This is a genomic window from Streptomyces parvus (assembly GCF_014648875.1).
Lineage (GTDB): Bacteria > Actinomycetota > Actinomycetes > Streptomycetales > Streptomycetaceae > Streptomyces > Streptomyces parvus.
This window is the reverse complement of sequence record NZ_BMRY01000014.1, coordinates 66,888-85,069: the sequence shown is the minus strand read 5'-3', so window position 1 is coordinate 85,069 and position 18,182 is coordinate 66,888. Positions and strand designations below refer to the sequence as shown.

Sequence of the window (18,182 nt, the reverse complement as noted above, 5' to 3'; positions counted from 1 at the left end):
TCCGAGGCTAGGAACGGGCCGTTCACGGATCGTCACACCACCCTCCGGTCCTCGGGCTCAACCCGTGGCATGACGGGGCCCGGGCAATTCCACCCGTGCTCCGATGCGCCCGGCCCCGGCGATGACGAAGAATCTCCGTATGACGCGCACCATCACGCCGGACCGCCCGGCCGCCGCCCCCGAAGCCCCGCCGCCGGTCCGCGGGGTGCGGCGACGGCTGCGGCACTGGGCGGCGGCCCCCTCGTACGCCTGGCTGACCGCGGCGGCGCTGACGCTCTTCGCGGTCGTGGAGCTGGCCCTCGTACCGGGTTCGGCGGTCACGGCGTTCGGGGTGGTGGTCTGTACGGCCTCGCTGGCGCTGCGGGCGACCTGGCCCGCCGTCGGGTTCCTGACCGTGGGCGCGGCCCTGCTGAGCTTCGCGACCGACGGCAACATGGCGTACGCGACCATCACGGGGTCCCTGATCGGCTGCTACACCCTGGGGCGGCACCGGGTGCAGCATCCGGCGATCCTCGTGCTGGCCGGTTCGCTGGCGGCGCTGACGGTCAACCTGGTGCACATCGACCGGTGGGCCCGGGACGGCTCCCCGGGGCTGCCCGCGCTCCAGGGGACCGACCGGTTCAGTCTCGGGCTGTACGCCGAGACGCTGGTGCTGACGGTGATGGTCCTGGGCGCGGTGAGCACGGGGGACGCGGTGCGGGCGCGCGAGGAGACCCGGCACACCCGGGCGGCCGCCCAGTCCCGGCTGCTGGAGATGGAGCGGCGGCAGGCGGCCGAGGCGGAACGGGCCGCGATAGCCAGGGAGTTGCACGACATGATCGCCCATTCGGTGTCGGTGATCGCGGTCCGGGCCGAGAGCGCCACGTACACGACCCCGGACCTCTCGCCCCCGGCGCGGGACGCCTTCCAGGAGATCGCGGGCACCGCACGTTCCTCGATGGCGGAGCTGCGGAGGCTGCTCGGGGTGCTGCGGACGGGCGACGACACTTCACGGGCCCCGCTCACCGCCCCGCAGCCCTCGCTGGCGGGTCTCGACGACCTCCTCGGCCAGCACCGGGCGGTGGGCGGCGCGGCCGAGCTGCGGATCAGCGGCGAGCGGGTCCCGCTGCCCGCGTCCTGGGAGCTGTCGGCGTACCGGATCGTCCAGGAGGCCCTGACGAACGCCCGGCGGCACGCCCCGGGTGCGCATGCGGTCGTGGAACTCCACTACGGGACCCGCCTGTTGACGGTGCGCGTGAGCGATGACGGGCCGGGCCCCGATCCGTCCGGTTCCACCGGGCGGGCGGGGCACGGGCTGGTGGGCATGGACGAGCGGGCCTCCCTGCTCGGAGGGGCGCTCACCACCGGCCGGGGCCCGGCCGGCGGCTTTCTCGTGGAGGCGGAGCTGCCGTGGTGATCCGGGTACTGGTGGCCGACGACCAGGCCGTCGTCCGGACGGCTTTCTCCGGTCTGCTGAACACGCAGGACGACATCGAGGTGGTCGGGGAGGCGGAGGACGGCGAACAGGCCGTGGCCGGCGCGGCCGAACTGCGGCCCGATGTGGCTCTGTTGGACATCCGGATGCCCCGGCTCGGCGGCATCGACGCGGCACGCGAGATCGTCGCGGCGTCGAACGGGGCGACCAGGGCGCTGATGCTGACGACGTTCGGCCTGGACGAGTACGTGTACGACGCCCTCACCGCCGGAGCCAGCGGCTTCCTGCTGAAGGACGCGACCTTCCCCGAACTGCTGCACGCGGTACGGGTGGTGGCGGGCGGCCACGCCCTGCTGGCCCCCGAGATCACGGGGAGACTCATCGCCGAGTTCGCCCGGCAGCGGGTCAGCGCTCCGCCGAAGCGCTCGGTCGAGGGGCTGACCGCGCGCGAGGCCGAGGTGCTCGTCCTGATCGCCCGGGGGCTGTCCAACGCGGACATCGCCGACCGGCTGACCATCACCGACCACACGGTGAAGACCCACATCAACCGGCTGTTCGCCAAGATGGGGCTGCGGGACCGGGCGCAGGCGGTGATCCTGGCGTACGAACTGGGTCTGGTGGTGGCGGGGAACTCAGGCGCCTGAAGGCGTCGCGGCCCCGGCCAGCACCACCGTCTCCGCCGCGTCGAAGCGGACGCCCACGACCGCGCCCTCGTCCGGGGTGTCCCGCAGGGCGCATTCGGCCTCCAGCACCGGCGCGTTCTCGGGCAGCAGCCGTACGGTCACGTGGTTTCCCCGGAAGGTGCGGACGCCGACCGTGCAGCGCAGGCCGTCCTCGGGGGCGCCGATCCGGACCCCGGCGGGCCGGACGAGCAGGTCCACCTCGCCCTGTGGGGAACCCTCGGGCACCGGGACCTTGCCCCAGGCGGTGGCGGCGGCCCGGCCGGTGACGGTCGCCGCGGTGACGTTGTCAAAGCCGAGGAACCGGGCGACGAACGCGGAGGCGGGGCGCTGCCAGACGTCCAGCGGGGTGCCCTCCTGCGCGATCCGGCCGTCCCGCATCACGACGACCCGGTCGGCGAGTGCGAACGCCTCGCCCTGGTCGTGTGTGACGGCCAGCACGGTCGTGCCCAGTTCCTGGAAAAGCGTGCGGAGTTCGACGACGAGCCGTTCGCGCAGGCTCCGGTCGAGCTGGCCGAGGGGCTCGTCGAGCATCAGGAGCTTCGGGCGGGGGGCGAGCGCGCGGGCCAGGGCGACGCGCTGCTGTTCGCCGCCGGAGAGGGCGGCGACGGCCCGGCGTTCCGCGCCCGGCAGGCCGACCAGTTCCAGGAGTTCGCGGACCCGGGCGTTCGTCTCGGCCCGTCCGGTGCCGTGCATGCGGAGCCCGAAGGCGACGTTGGAGCCGACGTCCCGGTGCGGGAAGAGCTGGTGGTCCTGGAACATCAGGCCGAGCCCGCGCCGGTGCACCGGGACGCCCGCCTGGTCCTGTCCGGCGAGCAGGACCCGGCCGGCGTCCATGGGCTGGAGCCCGGCGACGGCCCGCAGCAGGGTGGACTTCCCGCTGCCGCTGGGCCCCAGCACACAGACGATCCGGTGGTCGGCGACCTCCAGGTCCACGGCGTCGAGGGCGGCCCGCTCCCCGAACCGTACGGTGGCGGCCTGCAAGCTCAGCATGTCGTTCAGAACTCCCCGGATCGGTCGGTGCGGATGCGCTCCAGAAGCAGCAGCGACACCGCGCACACCAGCATCAGAATCGTGCTCAGGGCCATCGCCTGCCCGTAGTTGAGCTCCCCGGACCGGCCGAGCAGCCGGGCCACGGCGACCGGCAGGGTCGGGTTGTCGGGCCGGGCGATGAAGACCGTCGCGCCGAACTCCCCGAGGGAGACGGCGAACGCGAAGCCCGCCGCGACCAGCACCGCCCGTCGCACCAGCGGCAGATCGACCTCCCGCCAGGCCCGCAGGGGCGATGCCCCGAGCACGGCGGCGGCCTCCCGCAGCCGGTCGTCGACGGCCCGCAGCACGGGCAGCATGGTCCGTACGACGAAGGGGACGCCGACCAGCGCCTGGGCCAGCGGGACCAGGATCCAGGAGGTCCGCAGGTCGAGCGGCGGCTTGTCCAGGGTGATCAGGAAGCCGAAGCCGACGGTCACGGCGGACACCCCGAGCGGCAGCATCAGCAGCGCGTCGAAGCCCCGGACCAGCCGTCCGGCCCGCCGGGTCAGGGCCGCCGCCGCGAGCCCGCCGACGACGAGGGCGATGAGCGTCGCGACGAGCGCGTACCGCAGGGAGTTGCCGACGGCCTCCAGCGGTGGCACCAGGAAGGTCGAGGAGCCGCCCGCCCCGACCGACTGGAGGGCCTCGTAGTAGCCGAAGCCGTAGCCGCCGGGCCCGTCTCCTCCGTCGAGGGATCGCTCCACCAGCACACCGAGCGGCAGCAGGATCAACAACAGGGCGGTGAGCAGCACCCCGCCGAGCAACGCCCACTGGCCCACGCCACGCGGCCGTCGGGAGGTCTGCGCCGGGTCGACCAGCTTCAGCGCCCGTTCCCGGCGGCGTACGGTCGCGGCGTGCACGGCGAGGATTCCGCCGACCGCGGCGAACTGCACGAGGGTCAGCACGGCGGCCGTCGGCAGGTCCAGCAACTGTGCGGTCTGCCGGTAGATCTCCACCTCCAGGGTGGAGTACGCCGGTCCGCCGAGGATCTGTACGACGCCGAAGGAGGTGAACGTGAAGAGGAAGACCATCAGCGCGGCGGCGGCCACGGCGGGGGCGAGCGCGGGCAGCGTCACGCGGCGGAACGCGGCGAACCGCCCGGCTCCCAGCACCCGGGCGGCCTCCTCCTGGCGCGGGTCGAGCTGGGACCAGAGCCCGCCCACCGTCCGGACGACCACGGCGTAGTTGAAGAAGACGTGGGCCAGCAGGATCGCCCACACGGTGGTGTCGAGGCGGACGCCCCACAGCTCGTCGAGGAGACCGCCGCGCCCGAGCAGCGCCAGGAACGCGGTGCCGACGACGACGGTGGGCAGCACGAACGGCACGGTGACGACCGCCCGCAGCACCTGTTTGCCCGGGAAGTCGAAGCGGGCGAAGACGTACGCCCCGGGCAGCGCGATCAGCAGGGTGAGCGCGGTCGAGGCGAGGGCCTGCCAGGTGGTGAACCAGAGGACGTCGAGGATGTCCGGGCGGCTCAGCACCTCGCCGATCCGCCCGAACTGCCAGTCGCCCTCGGCCTTGAGCCCGCGGCCGACGATGGCGGTCACGGGATACGCGAAGAACAGCGCGAAGAACGCGACGGGCACGGCCATCAGGCCGAGCCGCACCGCGGCTCCGCGCCGCCCGGACCGCCGCCCGGACCCGCTGCCGACGGGCCGGGCGGCCTCCTTCTTCGGCTCTACTTCAGGACCAGCGACTGCCACGACTGGATCCACTGCTCACGGTTGGCGGCGATCTTCTCGGGCGTGACGGTGGGAGGCGTGTCGACCTTCTCGCCGTGCTTCGTGAACAGCTCCGGCAGCTCGGCGTCCTTGACGACCGGGTTGACGAACATGTTCAGCGGCATGTCCTCCTGGAACGTCTTGCTGATCATGAAGTCCAGCAGGGCCTTGCCGCCCGCCTCGTTCTTCGCCCCGGTCAGCAGCCCGGCGTACTCGGTCTGCCGGAAGCAGGTGCCGGTGGCGACCCCGGTGGGGGCCTCCTTCGGCTGCGGGTCGGCGTAGAGCACCTCGACGGGCGGGCTGGAGGCGTAGGAGACGACGAGCGGCCGGTCGGCCTTGGCCTTCTTGCCGCCGGCGGAGCCGGAGAACTCCTCGTTGTACGCCTGCTCCCAGCCGTCGACGACCTTGACGCCGTTGGCCTTCAGCTTCTTCCAGTACGCCTCGTAGCCGTCCTCGCCCTCGGCGGCGATGGTGCCGAGGAGGAAGCCGAGACCGGGTGAGGAGCCGGCCGCGTTCTCCGTGACGAGGAGGTTCTTGTACGCGGGCTTCAGCAGGTCCGCGAAGGTCTGCGGCGGGGCGAGCTTCTTGTCGGCGAAGTACTTCTTGTCGTAGTTGACGCAGATGTCACCGGTGTCGACGGGCGTGACGCGGTGCTTCTCGTCCGTCTGCGTGTCCGGCGCGAGGCGCTCCAGGCCCTTGGCCTCGTACGCGGTGAAGAGACCGTTGTCGAGGGCGCGGGAGAGCAGGGTGTTGTCGACGCCGAAGAAGACGTCGCCGCGCGGGGAGCCCTTGGTCAGGATCTCCTGGTTCAGCGCGGCCCCGGCGTCGCCGCTCTTGAGGGTCTTGACCGTGTAGCCGGTCTCCTTCGTGAACTCCTCCAGCACCTCCTTCGAGACATTGAAGGAGTCGTGGCTGACCAGGGTCACGGTCTTGGATCCGCTGCCCTTGGACGCCCCGGAGCCCGCGGAGCCGTCGTCGCTGCCGCAGCCGGCGAGCACGGTGACGCCGAGCGCCGCGGCGAGCGCGGTCGCCGCGTACTTCGTGGTGGTGTTCATGTGATTCCTCCTGGAGGTGACCAGGAAGAGACGCGGCCCCGCCCGCTGTCCGGCGAACCGGAAGCGGGCAGGGCGCAACAGCTTGAGTAAGGTCCGAACTTCCTACCCGGAATGACCCGGGCGAGGTTCAGAGGGTCTGCGGCCAACCTGTCCTTGGTGCCGCACTCTCAGCGCTGTGGCGCTCCCCTGTCGGAATATGAAGTTGATTTCAGCCCAGGCTACACCGGCGGTTTTCGGCCGGACCGGCGAGGCCGGGGAACCCGGGGCCCGGAATCCGCCCGCCCGGGAACCTCCCGGGACAGAACACCTAGCGCTCGGAGGCCGCCAGCTGGCCGCAGGCCCCGTCGATCTCCTGGCCGCGGGTGTCCCGGACGGTGACGGGCACGCCGTGGGCCGCGATGGCCTCGACGAACGCCTTCTCGTCCTCGGGGCGTGAGGCGGTCCACTTGGAGCCGGGCGTGGGGTTCAGCGGGATCAGGTTGACGTGCACCCGCTTGCCCTTGAGGAGCCGGCCGAGCAGGTCGCCGCGCCAGGCCTGGTCGTTGATGTCGCGGATCAGGGCGTACTCGATGGAGATCCGGCGGCCGGACTTCTCCGCATACTCCCAGGCGGCGTCCAGGACCTCGCGGACCTTCCACCGGGTGTTGACGGGGACCAAGGTGTCGCGCAGCTCGTCGTCCGGGGCGTGCAGCGAGACGGCGAGGCGACACTTGAAGCCCTCGTCGGCGAAGCGCAGCATGGCCGGGACGAGGCCCACGGTGGAGACGGTGATCCCGCGCTGCGAGAGCCCGAGGCCGTCCGGCTCGGGGTCGGTGAGCCGGCGGATGGCGCCGACGACCCGCTTGTAGTTGGCGAGCGGCTCGCCCATGCCCATGAAGACGATGTTGGAGAGCCGCGCGGGACCGCCGGGCACCTCGCCGTCGCGCAGGGCGCGCATGCCGTCGACGATCTGGTGCACGATCTCGGCGGTCGACAGGTTTCGGTCGAGGCCGGCCTGCCCGGTGGCGCAGAAGGGGCAGTTCATCCCGCAGCCGGCCTGCGAGGAGATGCACATCGTGACGCGCTCCGGATAGCGCATCAGGACGGACTCGACGAGGGTCCCGTCGTGCAGCTTCCACAGGGTCTTACGGGTGGTGTCGTCGTCGCAGCTGATGTGCCGGATGACGGACATCAGCTCGGGGAACAGCGCCTCGGCGAGCTTCTCCCGCGACGCGGCCGGGATGTTGGTCCACTCGGCCGGGTCGTGCGCGTACCGCGCGAAGTAGTGCTGCGAGAGCTGCTGGGCGCGGAACGGCTTCTCGCCGGTCGCGGCGACCGCTTCCTTGCGCTCGGCGGGCGTGAGGTCGGCGAGGTGCCGCGGGGGCTTCTTGGCTCCGCGGGGCGCGACGAAAGTGAGTTCTCCGGGCTTAGGCATGGTTCATCCAGTGTCGCAGACATACGGGTGAGGGCCCGCCGCCCTGTGGACGACGGACCCTCACTCGTGGAACGTGCAGGTGGGACGGGGTCCCGGGGTGCTGCGGCGGTCAGCCGGAGCCGACGAACAGCACCAGCAGCAGCCACACCACCGGTGCGGTCGGCAGCAGCGAGTCCAGCCGGTCCATGATGCCGCCGTGACCGGGGAGCAGGGTGCCCATGTCCTTGATCCCGAGGTCCCGCTTGATCATGGACTCGCCCAGGTCGCCCAGGGTGGCGCTGGCCGCGACCGCCAGGCCGAGCAGCAGGCCCTGCCACCAGGCGCCGTCGTCGATCAGGAACTCCATGCAGAGCGCGCCGGCGACCATGGCGAAGGCGACCGCGCCGAGCAGGCCCTCGCGGGTCTTGCCGGGGCTGATGCGCGGGGCGAGCTTGTGCTTGCCGAAGCGCCAGCCGACCGCGTACGCCCCGGTGTCGCTGACCACCGTGAGGACAAGGAAGGTCAGCACCCGCCACGACCCGTCGTCCGCCGTGAGCAGCAGGGCGACGAAGGTGGCCAGGAACGGGACGTAGAACGCCGCGAAAACCCCGGCGGTGACGTCCTTGAGATACCCCTCCGGCGGCTCGGTCATCCGCCAGACCAGCACCGCGAGGGCGGTCAGGGCCATGGCGACCCAGGCGCCCTCGGGGCCCCGGGCGTACCCGGCGACGACCATCGCGGCTCCGCCGACGGCCAGCGGGATCAGGGGCGCCTTGATGCCCTTGCGCTCCTGGAGGCGGGAGGTGAGCTCCCAGAGGCCGACGACGACGGCGATCACTATGACGCCGATGAAGACGGCCTTCACGATGAACAGCGAGACGCCGATGACGGCGCCGAGGCCCACGCCGACCCCTATGGCGGCGCGCAGATCACGCCCCGCGCGCTTCTTCTGCGGCGGGGACGGCGGCGGGGTGGACATGGGCTCCTGCGGCATCTCGTCACGGAACAGGGGGCCGCTGATGCGCGCGGCGTCCCCGTCCCGGTCGTCGCGGCTCTGCGGCTCTCTGTCTGCGTCTCTACCTGCGTCGGGAACGTCCGGCACGATGGGCATGGGCCGAGTCTGCTGGGCGCCGTGCACATCGTGGGCAGGACCCGCCGGGGCAACCCTCATCTCGGGCGTGCCCCAGTATCCGGCTCCTTGCGGGGCGCCCCAGGAAGAGTCGTTCATCAGACTTCGAGCAGCTCGGCTTCCTTGTGCTTGAGCAGCTCGTCCACCTGCGCGACGTACTTCGCGGTGGTGTCGTCGAGCTCCTTCTCGGCGCGGCGCACCTCGTCCTCGCCGGACTCCTTGTCCTTGACGAGCTTGTCGAGGTTCTCCTTGGCCTTGCGGCGGATGGAGCGGATCGAGATCTTGGAGTCCTCGGCCTTGGTCTTGGCGACCTTGATGTACTCCTTGCGGCGGTCCTGGGTGAGCTCGGGGAAGGTCACCCGGATGATGTTGCCGTCGTTGCTCGGGTTGACGCCGAGGTCGGAGTCGCGGATCGCCTGCTCGATGTTGCGCAGCGCGGTCTTGTCGAACGGCGTCACGACGGCCATCCGCGGCTCGGGAACCGAGAACGAGGCCAGCTGGTTGATCGGGGTCAGCGCGCCGTAGTAGTCGGCGACGATCTTGTTGAACATCGCCGGGTGCGCGCGGCCGGTACGGATCGCGGCGAAGTCCTCTTTCGCGACGACAACGGCCTTCTCCATCTTCTCCTCGGCCTCGAGGAGGATTTCTTCGATCACCACGTGCTCCTGCGTGTCTTGGGTGGGCCCGGCGTCGTCATCGCCGCGCCCTGCGGGTCCTGCGTCGCGTCCTCACCTGCACGGTGTCCGACCGGCAGGCCGTTGTCCATCCTGGGGGGCCGTCAGGCCCGGGTGCTCTCGTCGCTCACGAGCGTGCCGATCTTCTCACCCTTGACCGCGCGAGCGATATTGCCCAGGGCGGTCAGCTCGAAGACGAGGATCGGCAGCTTGTTGTCACGGCAGAGCGTGATGGCGGTGGCGTCGGCGACCTTCAGGTCGCGGGCGATCACCTCGCCGTACTCCAGTGCGTCGAACTTCACCGCGCCGGGGTTGGTCTTCGGGTCGGAGTCGTAGACCCCGTCCACGCCGTTCTTCCCCATGAGCAGCGCCTCGGCGTCGATCTCCAGGGCGCGCTGCGCGGCGGTGGTGTCGGTGGAGAAGTACGGCATGCCCATACCGGCACCGAAGATCACCACGCGCCCCTTCTCCAGGTGCCGTACGGCACGGAGCGGGATGTAGGGCTCGGCGACCTGGCCCATGGTGATGGCGGTCTGGACGCGCGAGTCGATGCCCTCCTTCTCCAGGAAGTCCTGGAGCGCCAGGCAGTTCATGACGGTGCCGAGCATGCCCATGTAGTCGGACCGGGCCCGGTCCATGCCGCGCTGCTGGAGCTCGGCACCACGGAAGAAGTTGCCTCCCCCGATGACCACCGCGATCTGGGCGCCGTCGCGGACGACGGCGGCGATCTCGCGGGCGATGGTGTGCACGACGTCGGGGTCGACGCCGAGACCGCCGCCGCCGGCGAATGCCTCACCGGAGAGCTTCAGCATGAAGCGCCCGGAACCCTTGTCGTCGTCGCGCTTGTCGTCGGCCGGAATGGCGTCCGCGCCCTTGTCCATGGAAATTCTCCTCGTGCACATACGAAGAAGGCCATTGCCGGTGGGTCCGATGTCCCTACAGCGGCAATGGCCTCCTCGTCAGATCTGCGGTCGTCCGGCGTGGGTGCGGCCGTCGACTGCGTCAGACCCTATCGGGTCCGACGCTGTTCGCCCGGACGGACTCAGATGCCGACCTTGATGCGCGAGAAGCGCTTCAGGGTGACACCGGCCTCGTCCAGGACCTTCTGGACGGACTTCTTGGCGTCCAGCGCGTACGGCTGGCCCAGGAGGGTGGCCTCCTTGAAGAAGCCGTTGACCCGACCCTCGACGATCTTCGGGAGGGCGGCCTCGGGCTTGCCCTCGGCGCGGGTGGTCTCCTCGGCGACGCGGCGCTCGGCCTCGACGACCTCGGCCGGGACGTCCTCGCGGGACAGGTACTTCGGGGCGAAGGCGGCGATGTGCTGCGCGATGCCCTTGGCCAGCTCGGCGTCGGCCTTGTCCAGCTCGACCAGAACACCGATCTGCGGGGGCAGGTCGGGCATGGTGCGGTGCATGTACACGGAGACGTACTCGCCGGTGAACTGCGCGAAGCGGTCCAGGACGATCTTCTCACCGAGGTTGGCGTTGGCCTCGTCGACGTACGCCTGGACGGTCTTGCCGGGCTCGATCTCGGAGGCGAGGAGCGCGGCGATGTCGGCCGGGGAGGTCGCGGCGACGTGCGCGGCGAGCGTGTTGGCGACGGCCTGGAACTTGTCACCCTTGGCGACGAAGTCCGTCTCGCACTTCAGCTCGAGCAGAACGCCGGACGTCTTGTCCTCGGAGATGAGGGAGACGACGGCGCCGTTCTCGGCGGAACGGCCCTCGCGCTTGGCGACGCCCTTCTGGCCCTTGATACGGAGCGCCTCGACGGCCTTGTCGACGTTGCCGTCGGCCTCGTCGAGCGCCTTCTTGCAGTCCATCATGCCGGCGCCGGTGAGCTCGCGGAGCTTCTTGACGTCAGCGGCGGTGTAGTTCGCCATGAGTCTGTATGTCTCTCTCGAAGTCTGAAAGATCTACGGGTGAACGGCGGGGGCGACGCTTGTGGCGTCGGCCCCCGCCGTCAGCAGCCGTGACGGGTGTCAGGCCTGCTCGGCGTCCGCGGCCGGAGCCTCGGCCTCGGCGACGGCCTCGGCCGGCTTCTCGGCGTCGGCGACCTTCTCGGTCTCGGCGGAGGACTGGACCTCGGCGGCAGCCGCGGTCTCGTCCTTCTTGTCGCCCTCGAGCAGGTCGCGCTCCCACTCGGCCAGCGGCTCGCCGGCGGCCTTCTCGCCCGGCTTCGAGTCACCGGTGGCGGCACCGGAGCGGGCGATGAGGCCCTCGGCGACGGCGTCGGCGATCACGCGGGTGAGCAGGGTGACGGAGCGGATCGCGTCGTCGTTGCCCGGAATCTTGTAGTCGACCTCGTCGGGGTCGCAGTTGGTGTCGAGGATCGCGACGACCGGGATGTGGAGCTTGCGCGCCTCACCGACGGCGATGTGCTCCTTCTTGGTGTCGACGATCCAGACGGCGCTGGGCACCTTCTGCATCTCGCGGATACCACCGAGGGTCTTCTCCAGCTTGGCCTTCTCGCGCGAGAGGACCAGGAGCTCCTTCTTGGTGAGGCCGGAGGCGGCCACGTCCTCGAAGTCGATGAGCTCGAGCTCCTTCAGACGCTGAAGGCGCTTGTAGACGGTGGAGAAGTTGGTGAGCATGCCACCGAGCCAACGCTGGTTGACGTACGGCATGCCGACGCGCGTCGCCTGCTCGGCGATGGCCTCCTGGGCCTGCTTCTTCGTACCCACGAACATGATGGAGCCGCCGTGGGCGACGGTCTCCTTGACGAACTCGTAGGCGCGGTCGATGTACGACAGCGACTGGAGCAGGTCGATGATGTAGATGCCGTTGCGCTCGGTGAAGATGAAGCGCTTCATCTTCGGGTTCCAGCGACGGGTCTGGTGACCGAAGTGGACGCCGCTTTCCAGCAGCTCCCGCATCGTGACGACGGCCATGGCCGTACTCCTTGAGGTACTCGGTTATCGCGACCGCAGGTTTGCGTTCGCGCCTGACGCCCCGACGCGCCGTGCCACGAGGGACCGAGGAGCGCGGCCACCTCCGAGAAGAGGGAGGTGGCGGGGCGTGCGAAGTCGACCCGGTGACCCGGATCGCCGTAAGAAGTGTACGGGACCGGCTGAGTGCCGGGTGACGGCGATGTCCATGGCCAGGTGACGGCGGCGCCACCATCGGGTGACGGGGATGTCCACAACCGGTGAGTAGTCCACAGGAACGGTCCATGATCCCCGGAATCCTGGCCTCCGGGACATGGTGACGGACATGCGCCACCACCCCGGCTCACGCCGCTCCCCCGCCCACCGCCCTCTGCTGCCGCTCCTGCCCCTGGGCCTCCTGGGGCTGCTGCTGTACGTGCTGCTTCCGCTCGGCCCTGCCGGTCAGCGCGTGCTGACCGGGGCGTCGGCGTCCCTCCCGGGTGCGGATGCCGGTGTGAACGCGGACGGAGGCGCCCGGAGCTGGCCGCTGGCGGGGAGACCGGCGCTGTTGCGGGGGTGGGAGCCGCCCGCCGGTCCGTACGGGCCCGGCCACCGCGGCGTGGACCTCGCGGCGGTGCCGGGTGCACGGGTGCTGGCAGCAGCCGACGGCCGGGTTTCGTTCGCGGGGCGGGTGGCAGGGCGCGGGGTGCTCGCCATCGAGGTGGCCGGGAGCGGTTCGCCGCCGCTGCGCACCACGTACGAGCCGGTGCGGCCACTGGTCGAGAAGGGCGAGGACGTGCGCGCGGGACAGCCGGTCGGGGTGCTGGAGGCGGGGCCGTCCCACTGCACGGCGGGCTGCCTGCACTGGGGACTGCGCCGCGGGGACGCCTACCTGGACCCGCTCTCGCTGCTGCCGCCCGCACTGCTGCGGAGAGGACCTTCACGATTGCTGCCGGTGTTCGGGGTGCCGGAGCCGGGCCCACCCAGCCCCTCCGGCACTCGGAGAGCGGAGTCCGGGGCGAAGCCACACCCACCCAGCCCCTCCGGCGTTCGAGGAACGAGGCAGGGGGCAGAGCCACACACAGCCAGCCCCTCCGGCGCTTGAGGAGCGGGGTCCGGGGCGGAGCTCCGGTTCGGGAAGCGGCGGGGGCGTTCCGCCGGAGGCAGGTGCGGGTCAGCCGCTCACACCGCGCAGGACCATCGCCACGGCGGTGTCCGCGATGACACCCGGCTCCTCGGCGACGCCCAGTTCGATCCGTCGTACGGCGGCGTCGACCGACCCCTGCAGGAGCATGGCGGCCAGCCTCGGCTGGGTGTGGCCCAGGTCGCCGAGCGCTTCGACGATCATGGTGATGAGCCCGCCGTGCGCGGCCCGGATCTTCTCCCGGGCGCCGGCGTCCAGCTCGCTCGCGGAGATCGCGACGACCGCGCGGTGGCGGCGGTCCCCGACGAGGTCGAGCTGCCGGCGCACATACGCCTCGATCTTCGCCTCGGGCGTCTCGGCGCGCTGCATGGCGTTCTCGACCTCGGCCGCCCAGACGGGGAAGTCGACGGCGCACAGCTCCTCGACGACGGCGGCACGGGAGCGGAAGTACTCGTACACGGAGGACCGCGCGAGGCCCGTGCGCTCGGCGAGTGCGGGGAAGGTCAATGCCTCCGTACCGCCCTCGGACAGCAGGGAGCGCGCGGCGTCCAGGAGGGCGCCGCGCTGCATGGTCCGGTGCTCGGCCACGGAGGCCGCTCGAATCCTGGGCACGCATCCACTCTACGGCGGCAGGCGCGTGGAGGAAGGGCACAGCCACCGATCGGGCGGCCGGGGAGGGCCGGAAAGGGGATACCGCCGGGGGTCAGCGGCCCGCGTCGGCCAGCTTCGCCCGGAGCTGGAGCACGGACTTGGTGTGGATCTGGCTGACCCGGCTCTCGGTCACCCCGAGGACGTTGCCGATCTCCGCGAGGGTGAGGCCCTCGTAGTAGTAGAGGGTCACCACGGTCTTCTCGCGGTCGGGGAGGGTGTTGATGGCCCGCGCGAGGAGTCTTCGCAGCTCGCGGTCCTCGGCGACCTCCACCGGATTGTCGGCGGCGGTGTCCTCCAGGGTGTCCATCAGGCTCAGCCGGTCGCCGCCCTCGCCGCCGACGTGCAGCAGCTCCTCCAGGGCGACCACATTGGCCAGCGACAACTGGCTGAAAACGGCGTGCAGTTCCTCCAGTGCGATGCCCATCTCCGAGGCGACCTCGGCCTCCGAGGGCGTACGCCGGAACTGTGCCTCCAGCGTGGCGTACGCGCGCTCCACGTTTCGCGCCTTCTGCCGGACGGACCGGGGGATCCAGTCCAGGGCCCGGAGTTCGTCGATCATCGCGCCGCGGATCCGGGTGATCGCGTACGTCTCGAACTTGATGGCCCGTTCGATGTCGAACTTCTCGATGGCGTCGATCAGCCCGAAGACCCCGGAGGAGACGAAATCGGCCTGCTCGACGTTGGAGGGCAGCCCCACGCTCACCCGGCCCGCGACGTACTTCACGAGCGGCGAGTAGTGCAGGATCAGCTGCTCCCGCAGCCGCTCGTCGCCCGTGGCCTTGTAGGAACGCCACAATTCGTCGAGGGAGGAGGGGGCGGGAGGGCGCACAGTGCCACGCGCAACCGGTGGTTTCGCCGCGCGGTCAGACCCGGAGGTGTGCTGGGGCATGTGGTGCCTTGAGCCGTTCTGCCGTGAAGTGCTGGGGGACTTGTGTCTGAAGCGGAATCCTTGTGAGCGTAGCGTGACTGCGGCGTCGCAGTCCGCGCAGGACGGGAGTTCCCCGCCGCGCGATTGCCTGTCGCCCCTTGCGTCGTCCGCGCCCGCCCGGGACCGGGGCCGTCGCCGTTGGCGCGGGTCCCGGACAGGTCACCGATCGATCGTGCGAGGTCACCGGCCTTACCTTTTCACCCGAATGCTCCAGGTCAAGTACCGCCTCGCCGCGCGTCGTCGTTGCGTGCCGAAGGAAGCGTCAACCGCCAGCCGTCGCCTTCGCGTTCGACGAACCCCAGTGAGTGGAGTTCGTACAGTCGACCGAGCGTTTCGTCGGCCGAGATCCCCGCGGTGCGTGCGAGGTCACGGGGGTGGGTGACCCCGTGGTACGGGAGCGCGTCGAGGACCCGTGCGGTGACCGCGTCCAGGTGGTCCCTGGGCAGCACGGGGCCGCGGCGGACCGGCGGGAGGTCGCCGATGTCCCCGACCAGTTCGACGACCTCGTCCGCGTCGGTGACGAGCACGCCCTCGCCGCGCAACAGTTCGTGCACCCCTGCCGAAAGCCCACTGGTGGCCGGCCCGGGCACTCCCATCGAGAAGCGGCCGAGCCGTTGTGCCTGGCGGGCGGTGACCAGCGAACCGCTACGGTATTCGGCCTCGACCACGACCGTGCCCCTGGTCAGCGCCGCGATGACGCGGTTGCGCAGGATGAACCGGCTGCGGGTGGGGTGGGCGGACGGCGGTAACTCGGCGACGACGAGCCCTTGTTCGGCCATGCGTCCGAGCAACTCGGCGTGCCCGCGCGGGTAGGGTACGTCGACACCGCACGCCAGCACCGCCGTCGTCGCCCCGCCCGCGGCGAGCGCACCCCGATGGGCGGCCCCGTCCACTCCGAACGCCGCCCCCGACACCACCACCCAGCCGCGTTCGGCGAGCCCGGAGCCGAGGGTGGCCGCCATGTGCGCCCCGTACGGGGTGCAGGCCCTGGCGCCGACCACCGCGACCGAGCGCAGGGACCACAGCCGCAGGTCGGGCCGCCCCCGCACCCAGAGCCCGACGGGCCGGGCGTCGCCGAGGTCGTCCAGCTGGCTCGGCCACTCCCGGTCGCCCGGGCAGACGAAGCGCCCGCCCACCTCTTCGACCGCGGCCAGGTCCCGCCTCGGCTCCGCGGCGGCCGCCCGCAGCCGGTAGCCCCCGAGACGGGCGGCGGTCATGCCCGGCAGCCTCTCGGCGGAGCCGTCCTCGACGGTGAGCCTCCGTATCAGCTCGACCGGACCGGTGAGCCGCAGCCACCGCCCGGCACGCTCGTCCCCCGGCTCCAGCACCCGCGTCAACGCGGCCCTGGCCAACCGCTGAGCCTCGCGCTCCTGGCCCCTCGACTCCGGTCCGCGACCCCGGCCCCCGTCACGCTCCCGGCCGGGGCCATGTGCCGGGAAGAGGCCGTGCTCCCGCTCCCCCGTCACGCCGGTCACCGCTCCCCCACCCCCATCGGCACCCCGCGCTGGATGCCCGTCCGCAGCTCCAGGGCGACCGCGACGTCCGAGGCGTCCGGGCGGTCGGCGCCGCGCAGGTCCGCCACTGTCCAGGCCACCCTCAGCACCCGGTCCAGGCCGCGCGCCGTGAGGATGCCGCGTTCCAGGTCCCGTTCCGCCGCCACCAGCGCCCCCGGGGCCACGAGCAGGCGGGTCCGCAGCTCGTGGCCCGAGACCTCGCTGTTCGTGGTCCACGGGGTGCCGGCCAGCCGCTCGGCCGCCCTGGCCCTGGCGTCCCGCACCCGGGCGGCGACGGCCTCCGTCGACTCGCCCCGGCCGCCCCGACCCAGGAGGTCCGCGCGGTCGACCGGCTCCACCTCGACCCGCAGGTCCACCCGGTCGAGCAGGGGGCCGGACAGCCGCGCCTGGTAGCGGCGGACCACCGAGGGCGGGCACTCGCAGCCCGCGCCCGTGAGCGTATGACGGCCGCAGGGGCACGGATTGGCCGCCAGGACCATCAGGAACCGGGCGGGCAGCCGCACCACCCCCGCCGCCCGCGCGACCACCACATGGCCCGACTCCAGCGGCTGGCGCAGCGCGTCCAGGGCCTTGCCCGAGAACTCGGGGGCCTCATCGAGGAAGAGCACGCCCCGGTGGGCCAGCGAGACCGCGCCCGGCCTGGGGATTCCGTTGCCGCCGCCCACCAGGGACTGCATGGTCGCCGAGTGGTGCGGGGCGCAGTAGGGCGCCCGGGAGACGAGCGGTTCACCCGGGGGGAGGATGCCCGCCACGGAGTGGACCGCCGTCACTTCGAGGGATTCCTGCCGGGTCAGCGGCGGCAGGACCGCGGGCAGTCGCTCGGCCAGCATGGTCTTGCCCGCGCCCGGCGGGCCCGAGAGGAGTAAGTGGTGTCCGCCGGCCGCGGCCACCTCCAGCGCCAGGCGCGGGCGCAGTTGCCCCGCGACGTCCGCCAGGTCCGGCCGGTGCCCGTCGCCCCGCGCGGCGGCCGGTGCGAGCCCCGTACCGAGGCCGGTGCCGGAGATCATGAGCCCGGCAAGCATGGCGTCGGGGCGCCCCTGGCCGTCGGCGGGTTCCTCGGGCACCGGTTCGTCGCACAGGACGGCGATGAGCTGGCGCAGGCTCCGGACGCCGAGGACCGAGACCCCCGGCACCAGGGCCGCCTCCCCGGCCGTCTGCTCGGGGACGACGACCTGCTCGTACCCCGCTTCGGCCGCCGCGAGGACCGCGGGCAGCACGCCCCGTACCGGACGCACCCGGCCGTCCAGGCCCAGTTCGCCGATCATCACCACATCGGCGACCATCGCGGGGTCGATCCGCTCCGCCGCACCGAGCACCGCGCACGCCACAGCGAGATCGAAACCCGAACCGCTCTTCGGGACGGAGGCCGGGGAGAGCCCGACCGTGAGCTTCTTCTGCGGCCACTCGGCCCCGGAGTTCACGACGGCCGCCCGCACCCGGTCCCGGCTCTCCACCAGGCTCTTGTCCGGCAGCCCGACCAGGGTGAAGGCCGCCACCCCCGGCTCCAGGTCCGCCTGGACCTCCACCACCACACCCTCGACGCCGACCAGCGCCACGGAACACGCGCGTGCGAAGCCCATCAGGACACCCCCCGGGCGTGCTCCGTGACCGGGGCCCCGCGCCGGGGCACGATCACCCCGACCAGATCGATGCGGACCCCGCCGGGCGGCGGCCCGCCGTGCCGCTCCAGCCAGATCCCGGCGAGCCGTCGCAGCCGGTCCGCCTTGACCGGGCCGACCGCGGCCATCGGGTGTTCGAACGCGTCCGACCTGCGGGTCTTCACCTCGCAGAAGACCAGCGCGTCCCCGTCCCTGGCCACGATGTCGACCTCGCCGGCGCGACAGCGCCAGTTCCGCCCGACCACCGTCATCCCGGCGTCCGTCAGCAGCCGCGCCGCCAGATCCTCGCCGTACCGCCCGAGTGCCCCCCGTGCGTTCATATCGGCACCACCTCCGGCACCGACTGTGACCCGGCCCGCCGAAAG

17 protein-coding genes are annotated in these 18,182 nt (G+C 71.8%); 3 read left to right on the top strand and 14 right to left on the bottom strand.

Going from position 1 to position 18,182, the window contains the following annotated elements; translation table 11 throughout:
- Positions 1–139 precede the first annotated feature (139 nt).
- Positions 140–1,396 (top strand): sensor histidine kinase, encoded by a 1,257-nt coding sequence (locus tag IE140_RS31835; protein WP_150194327.1) that lies wholly within the window; start codon positions 140–142, stop codon positions 1,394–1,396.
- A complete protein-coding gene (locus tag IE140_RS31830) occupies positions 1,390–2,058 on the top strand; it encodes a response regulator (protein ID WP_150194329.1) in 669 nt (222 codons plus the stop codon). The genes IE140_RS31835 and IE140_RS31830 overlap by 7 nt, the downstream gene beginning before the upstream one ends.
- Here the strand turns inward: IE140_RS31830 and IE140_RS31825 are convergent.
- The 9 genes from IE140_RS31825 to rpsB form a co-directional block, all read right to left on the bottom strand.
- A complete protein-coding gene (locus IE140_RS31825) occupies positions 2,047–3,087 on the bottom strand; it encodes an ABC transporter ATP-binding protein (RefSeq protein ID WP_150194331.1) in 1,041 nt (346 codons plus the stop codon). The genes IE140_RS31830 and IE140_RS31825 overlap by 12 nt on opposite strands.
- A gap of 5 nt (positions 3,088–3,092) precedes the next feature.
- Entirely contained in the window at positions 3,093–4,718 is a 1,626-nt protein-coding gene (locus tag IE140_RS31820; RefSeq protein ID WP_093442738.1) for an ABC transporter permease, read from the bottom strand.
- An 86-nt stretch (positions 4,719–4,804) separates the two neighbouring features.
- The gene (locus IE140_RS31815; protein ID WP_150194332.1) at positions 4,805–5,902 is read right to left on the bottom strand and encodes a thiamine ABC transporter substrate-binding protein; all 1,098 of its coding nucleotides are present in this window, start codon (positions 5,900–5,902) and stop codon (positions 4,805–4,807) included.
- Between the two features lie 307 nt (positions 5,903–6,209).
- The gene (gene rlmN, locus IE140_RS31810) at positions 6,210–7,316 is read right to left on the bottom strand and encodes a dual-specificity RNA methyltransferase RlmN (protein WP_006127920.1); all 1,107 of its coding nucleotides are present in this window, start codon (positions 7,314–7,316) and stop codon (positions 6,210–6,212) included.
- A gap of 109 nt (positions 7,317–7,425) precedes the next feature.
- Entirely contained in the window at positions 7,426–8,523 is a 1,098-nt protein-coding gene (locus tag IE140_RS31805) for a phosphatidate cytidylyltransferase (RefSeq protein ID WP_093442700.1), read from the bottom strand.
- Positions 8,523–9,080: a ribosome recycling factor gene (gene frr / locus IE140_RS31800; protein ID WP_006127917.1), complete on the bottom strand. Its 558-nt coding sequence runs from the start codon at positions 9,078–9,080 to the stop codon at positions 8,523–8,525. The genes IE140_RS31805 and frr overlap by 1 nt, the downstream gene beginning before the upstream one ends.
- Before the next feature lie 122 nt (positions 9,081–9,202).
- Positions 9,203–9,979, bottom strand: coding sequence for a UMP kinase (gene pyrH / locus IE140_RS31795; RefSeq protein ID WP_032782223.1), 777 nt, complete (start codon positions 9,977–9,979; stop codon positions 9,203–9,205).
- A 161-nt stretch (positions 9,980–10,140) separates the two neighbouring features.
- Complete coding sequence (tsf, locus tag IE140_RS31790; RefSeq protein ID WP_006127914.1) at positions 10,141–10,977, bottom strand: translation elongation factor Ts; 837 nt, start codon at positions 10,975–10,977, stop codon at positions 10,141–10,143.
- 99 nt (positions 10,978–11,076) lie between these two features.
- Positions 11,077–11,985, bottom strand: a complete 909-nt coding sequence (rpsB, locus tag IE140_RS31785) for a 30S ribosomal protein S2 (RefSeq protein ID WP_019766411.1) — start codon at positions 11,983–11,985, stop codon at positions 11,077–11,079.
- Between the two features lie 322 nt (positions 11,986–12,307).
- Between rpsB and IE140_RS31780 the strand changes: the two genes are divergently transcribed.
- A complete protein-coding gene (locus IE140_RS31780; RefSeq protein WP_229826971.1) occupies positions 12,308–13,066 on the top strand; it encodes a murein hydrolase activator EnvC family protein in 759 nt (252 codons plus the stop codon).
- Between the two features lie 69 nt (positions 13,067–13,135).
- Here IE140_RS31780 and IE140_RS31775 read toward each other — a convergent pair whose 3' ends face one another.
- The 5 genes from IE140_RS31775 to IE140_RS31755 form a co-directional block, all read right to left on the bottom strand.
- Positions 13,136–13,693, bottom strand: coding sequence for a TetR/AcrR family transcriptional regulator (locus IE140_RS31775; RefSeq protein ID WP_006127911.1), 558 nt, complete (start codon positions 13,691–13,693; stop codon positions 13,136–13,138).
- A 115-nt stretch (positions 13,694–13,808) separates the two neighbouring features.
- Positions 13,809–14,645 carry an RNA polymerase sigma factor WhiG gene (whiG, locus tag IE140_RS31770; protein WP_073213833.1) on the bottom strand — a complete coding sequence of 279 codons (837 nt, stop codon included), beginning with the start codon at positions 14,643–14,645 and terminating at the stop codon, positions 13,809–13,811.
- Positions 14,646–14,899: 254 nt separating this feature from the next.
- The gene (gene dprA, locus IE140_RS31765; protein ID WP_506417308.1) at positions 14,900–16,273 is read right to left on the bottom strand and encodes a DNA-processing protein DprA; all 1,374 of its coding nucleotides are present in this window, start codon (positions 16,271–16,273) and stop codon (positions 14,900–14,902) included.
- Positions 16,156–17,778 carry a YifB family Mg chelatase-like AAA ATPase gene (locus IE140_RS31760; protein ID WP_189460919.1) on the bottom strand — a complete coding sequence of 541 codons (1,623 nt, stop codon included), beginning with the start codon at positions 17,776–17,778 and terminating at the stop codon, positions 16,156–16,158. Before IE140_RS31760 ends, dprA begins: the two co-directional genes overlap by 118 nt.
- Complete coding sequence (locus IE140_RS31755; RefSeq protein WP_150196022.1) at positions 17,778–18,137, bottom strand: YraN family protein; 360 nt, start codon at positions 18,135–18,137, stop codon at positions 17,778–17,780. The genes IE140_RS31760 and IE140_RS31755 overlap by 1 nt, the downstream gene beginning before the upstream one ends.
- Between the last annotated feature and the right edge of the window lie 45 nt (positions 18,138–18,182).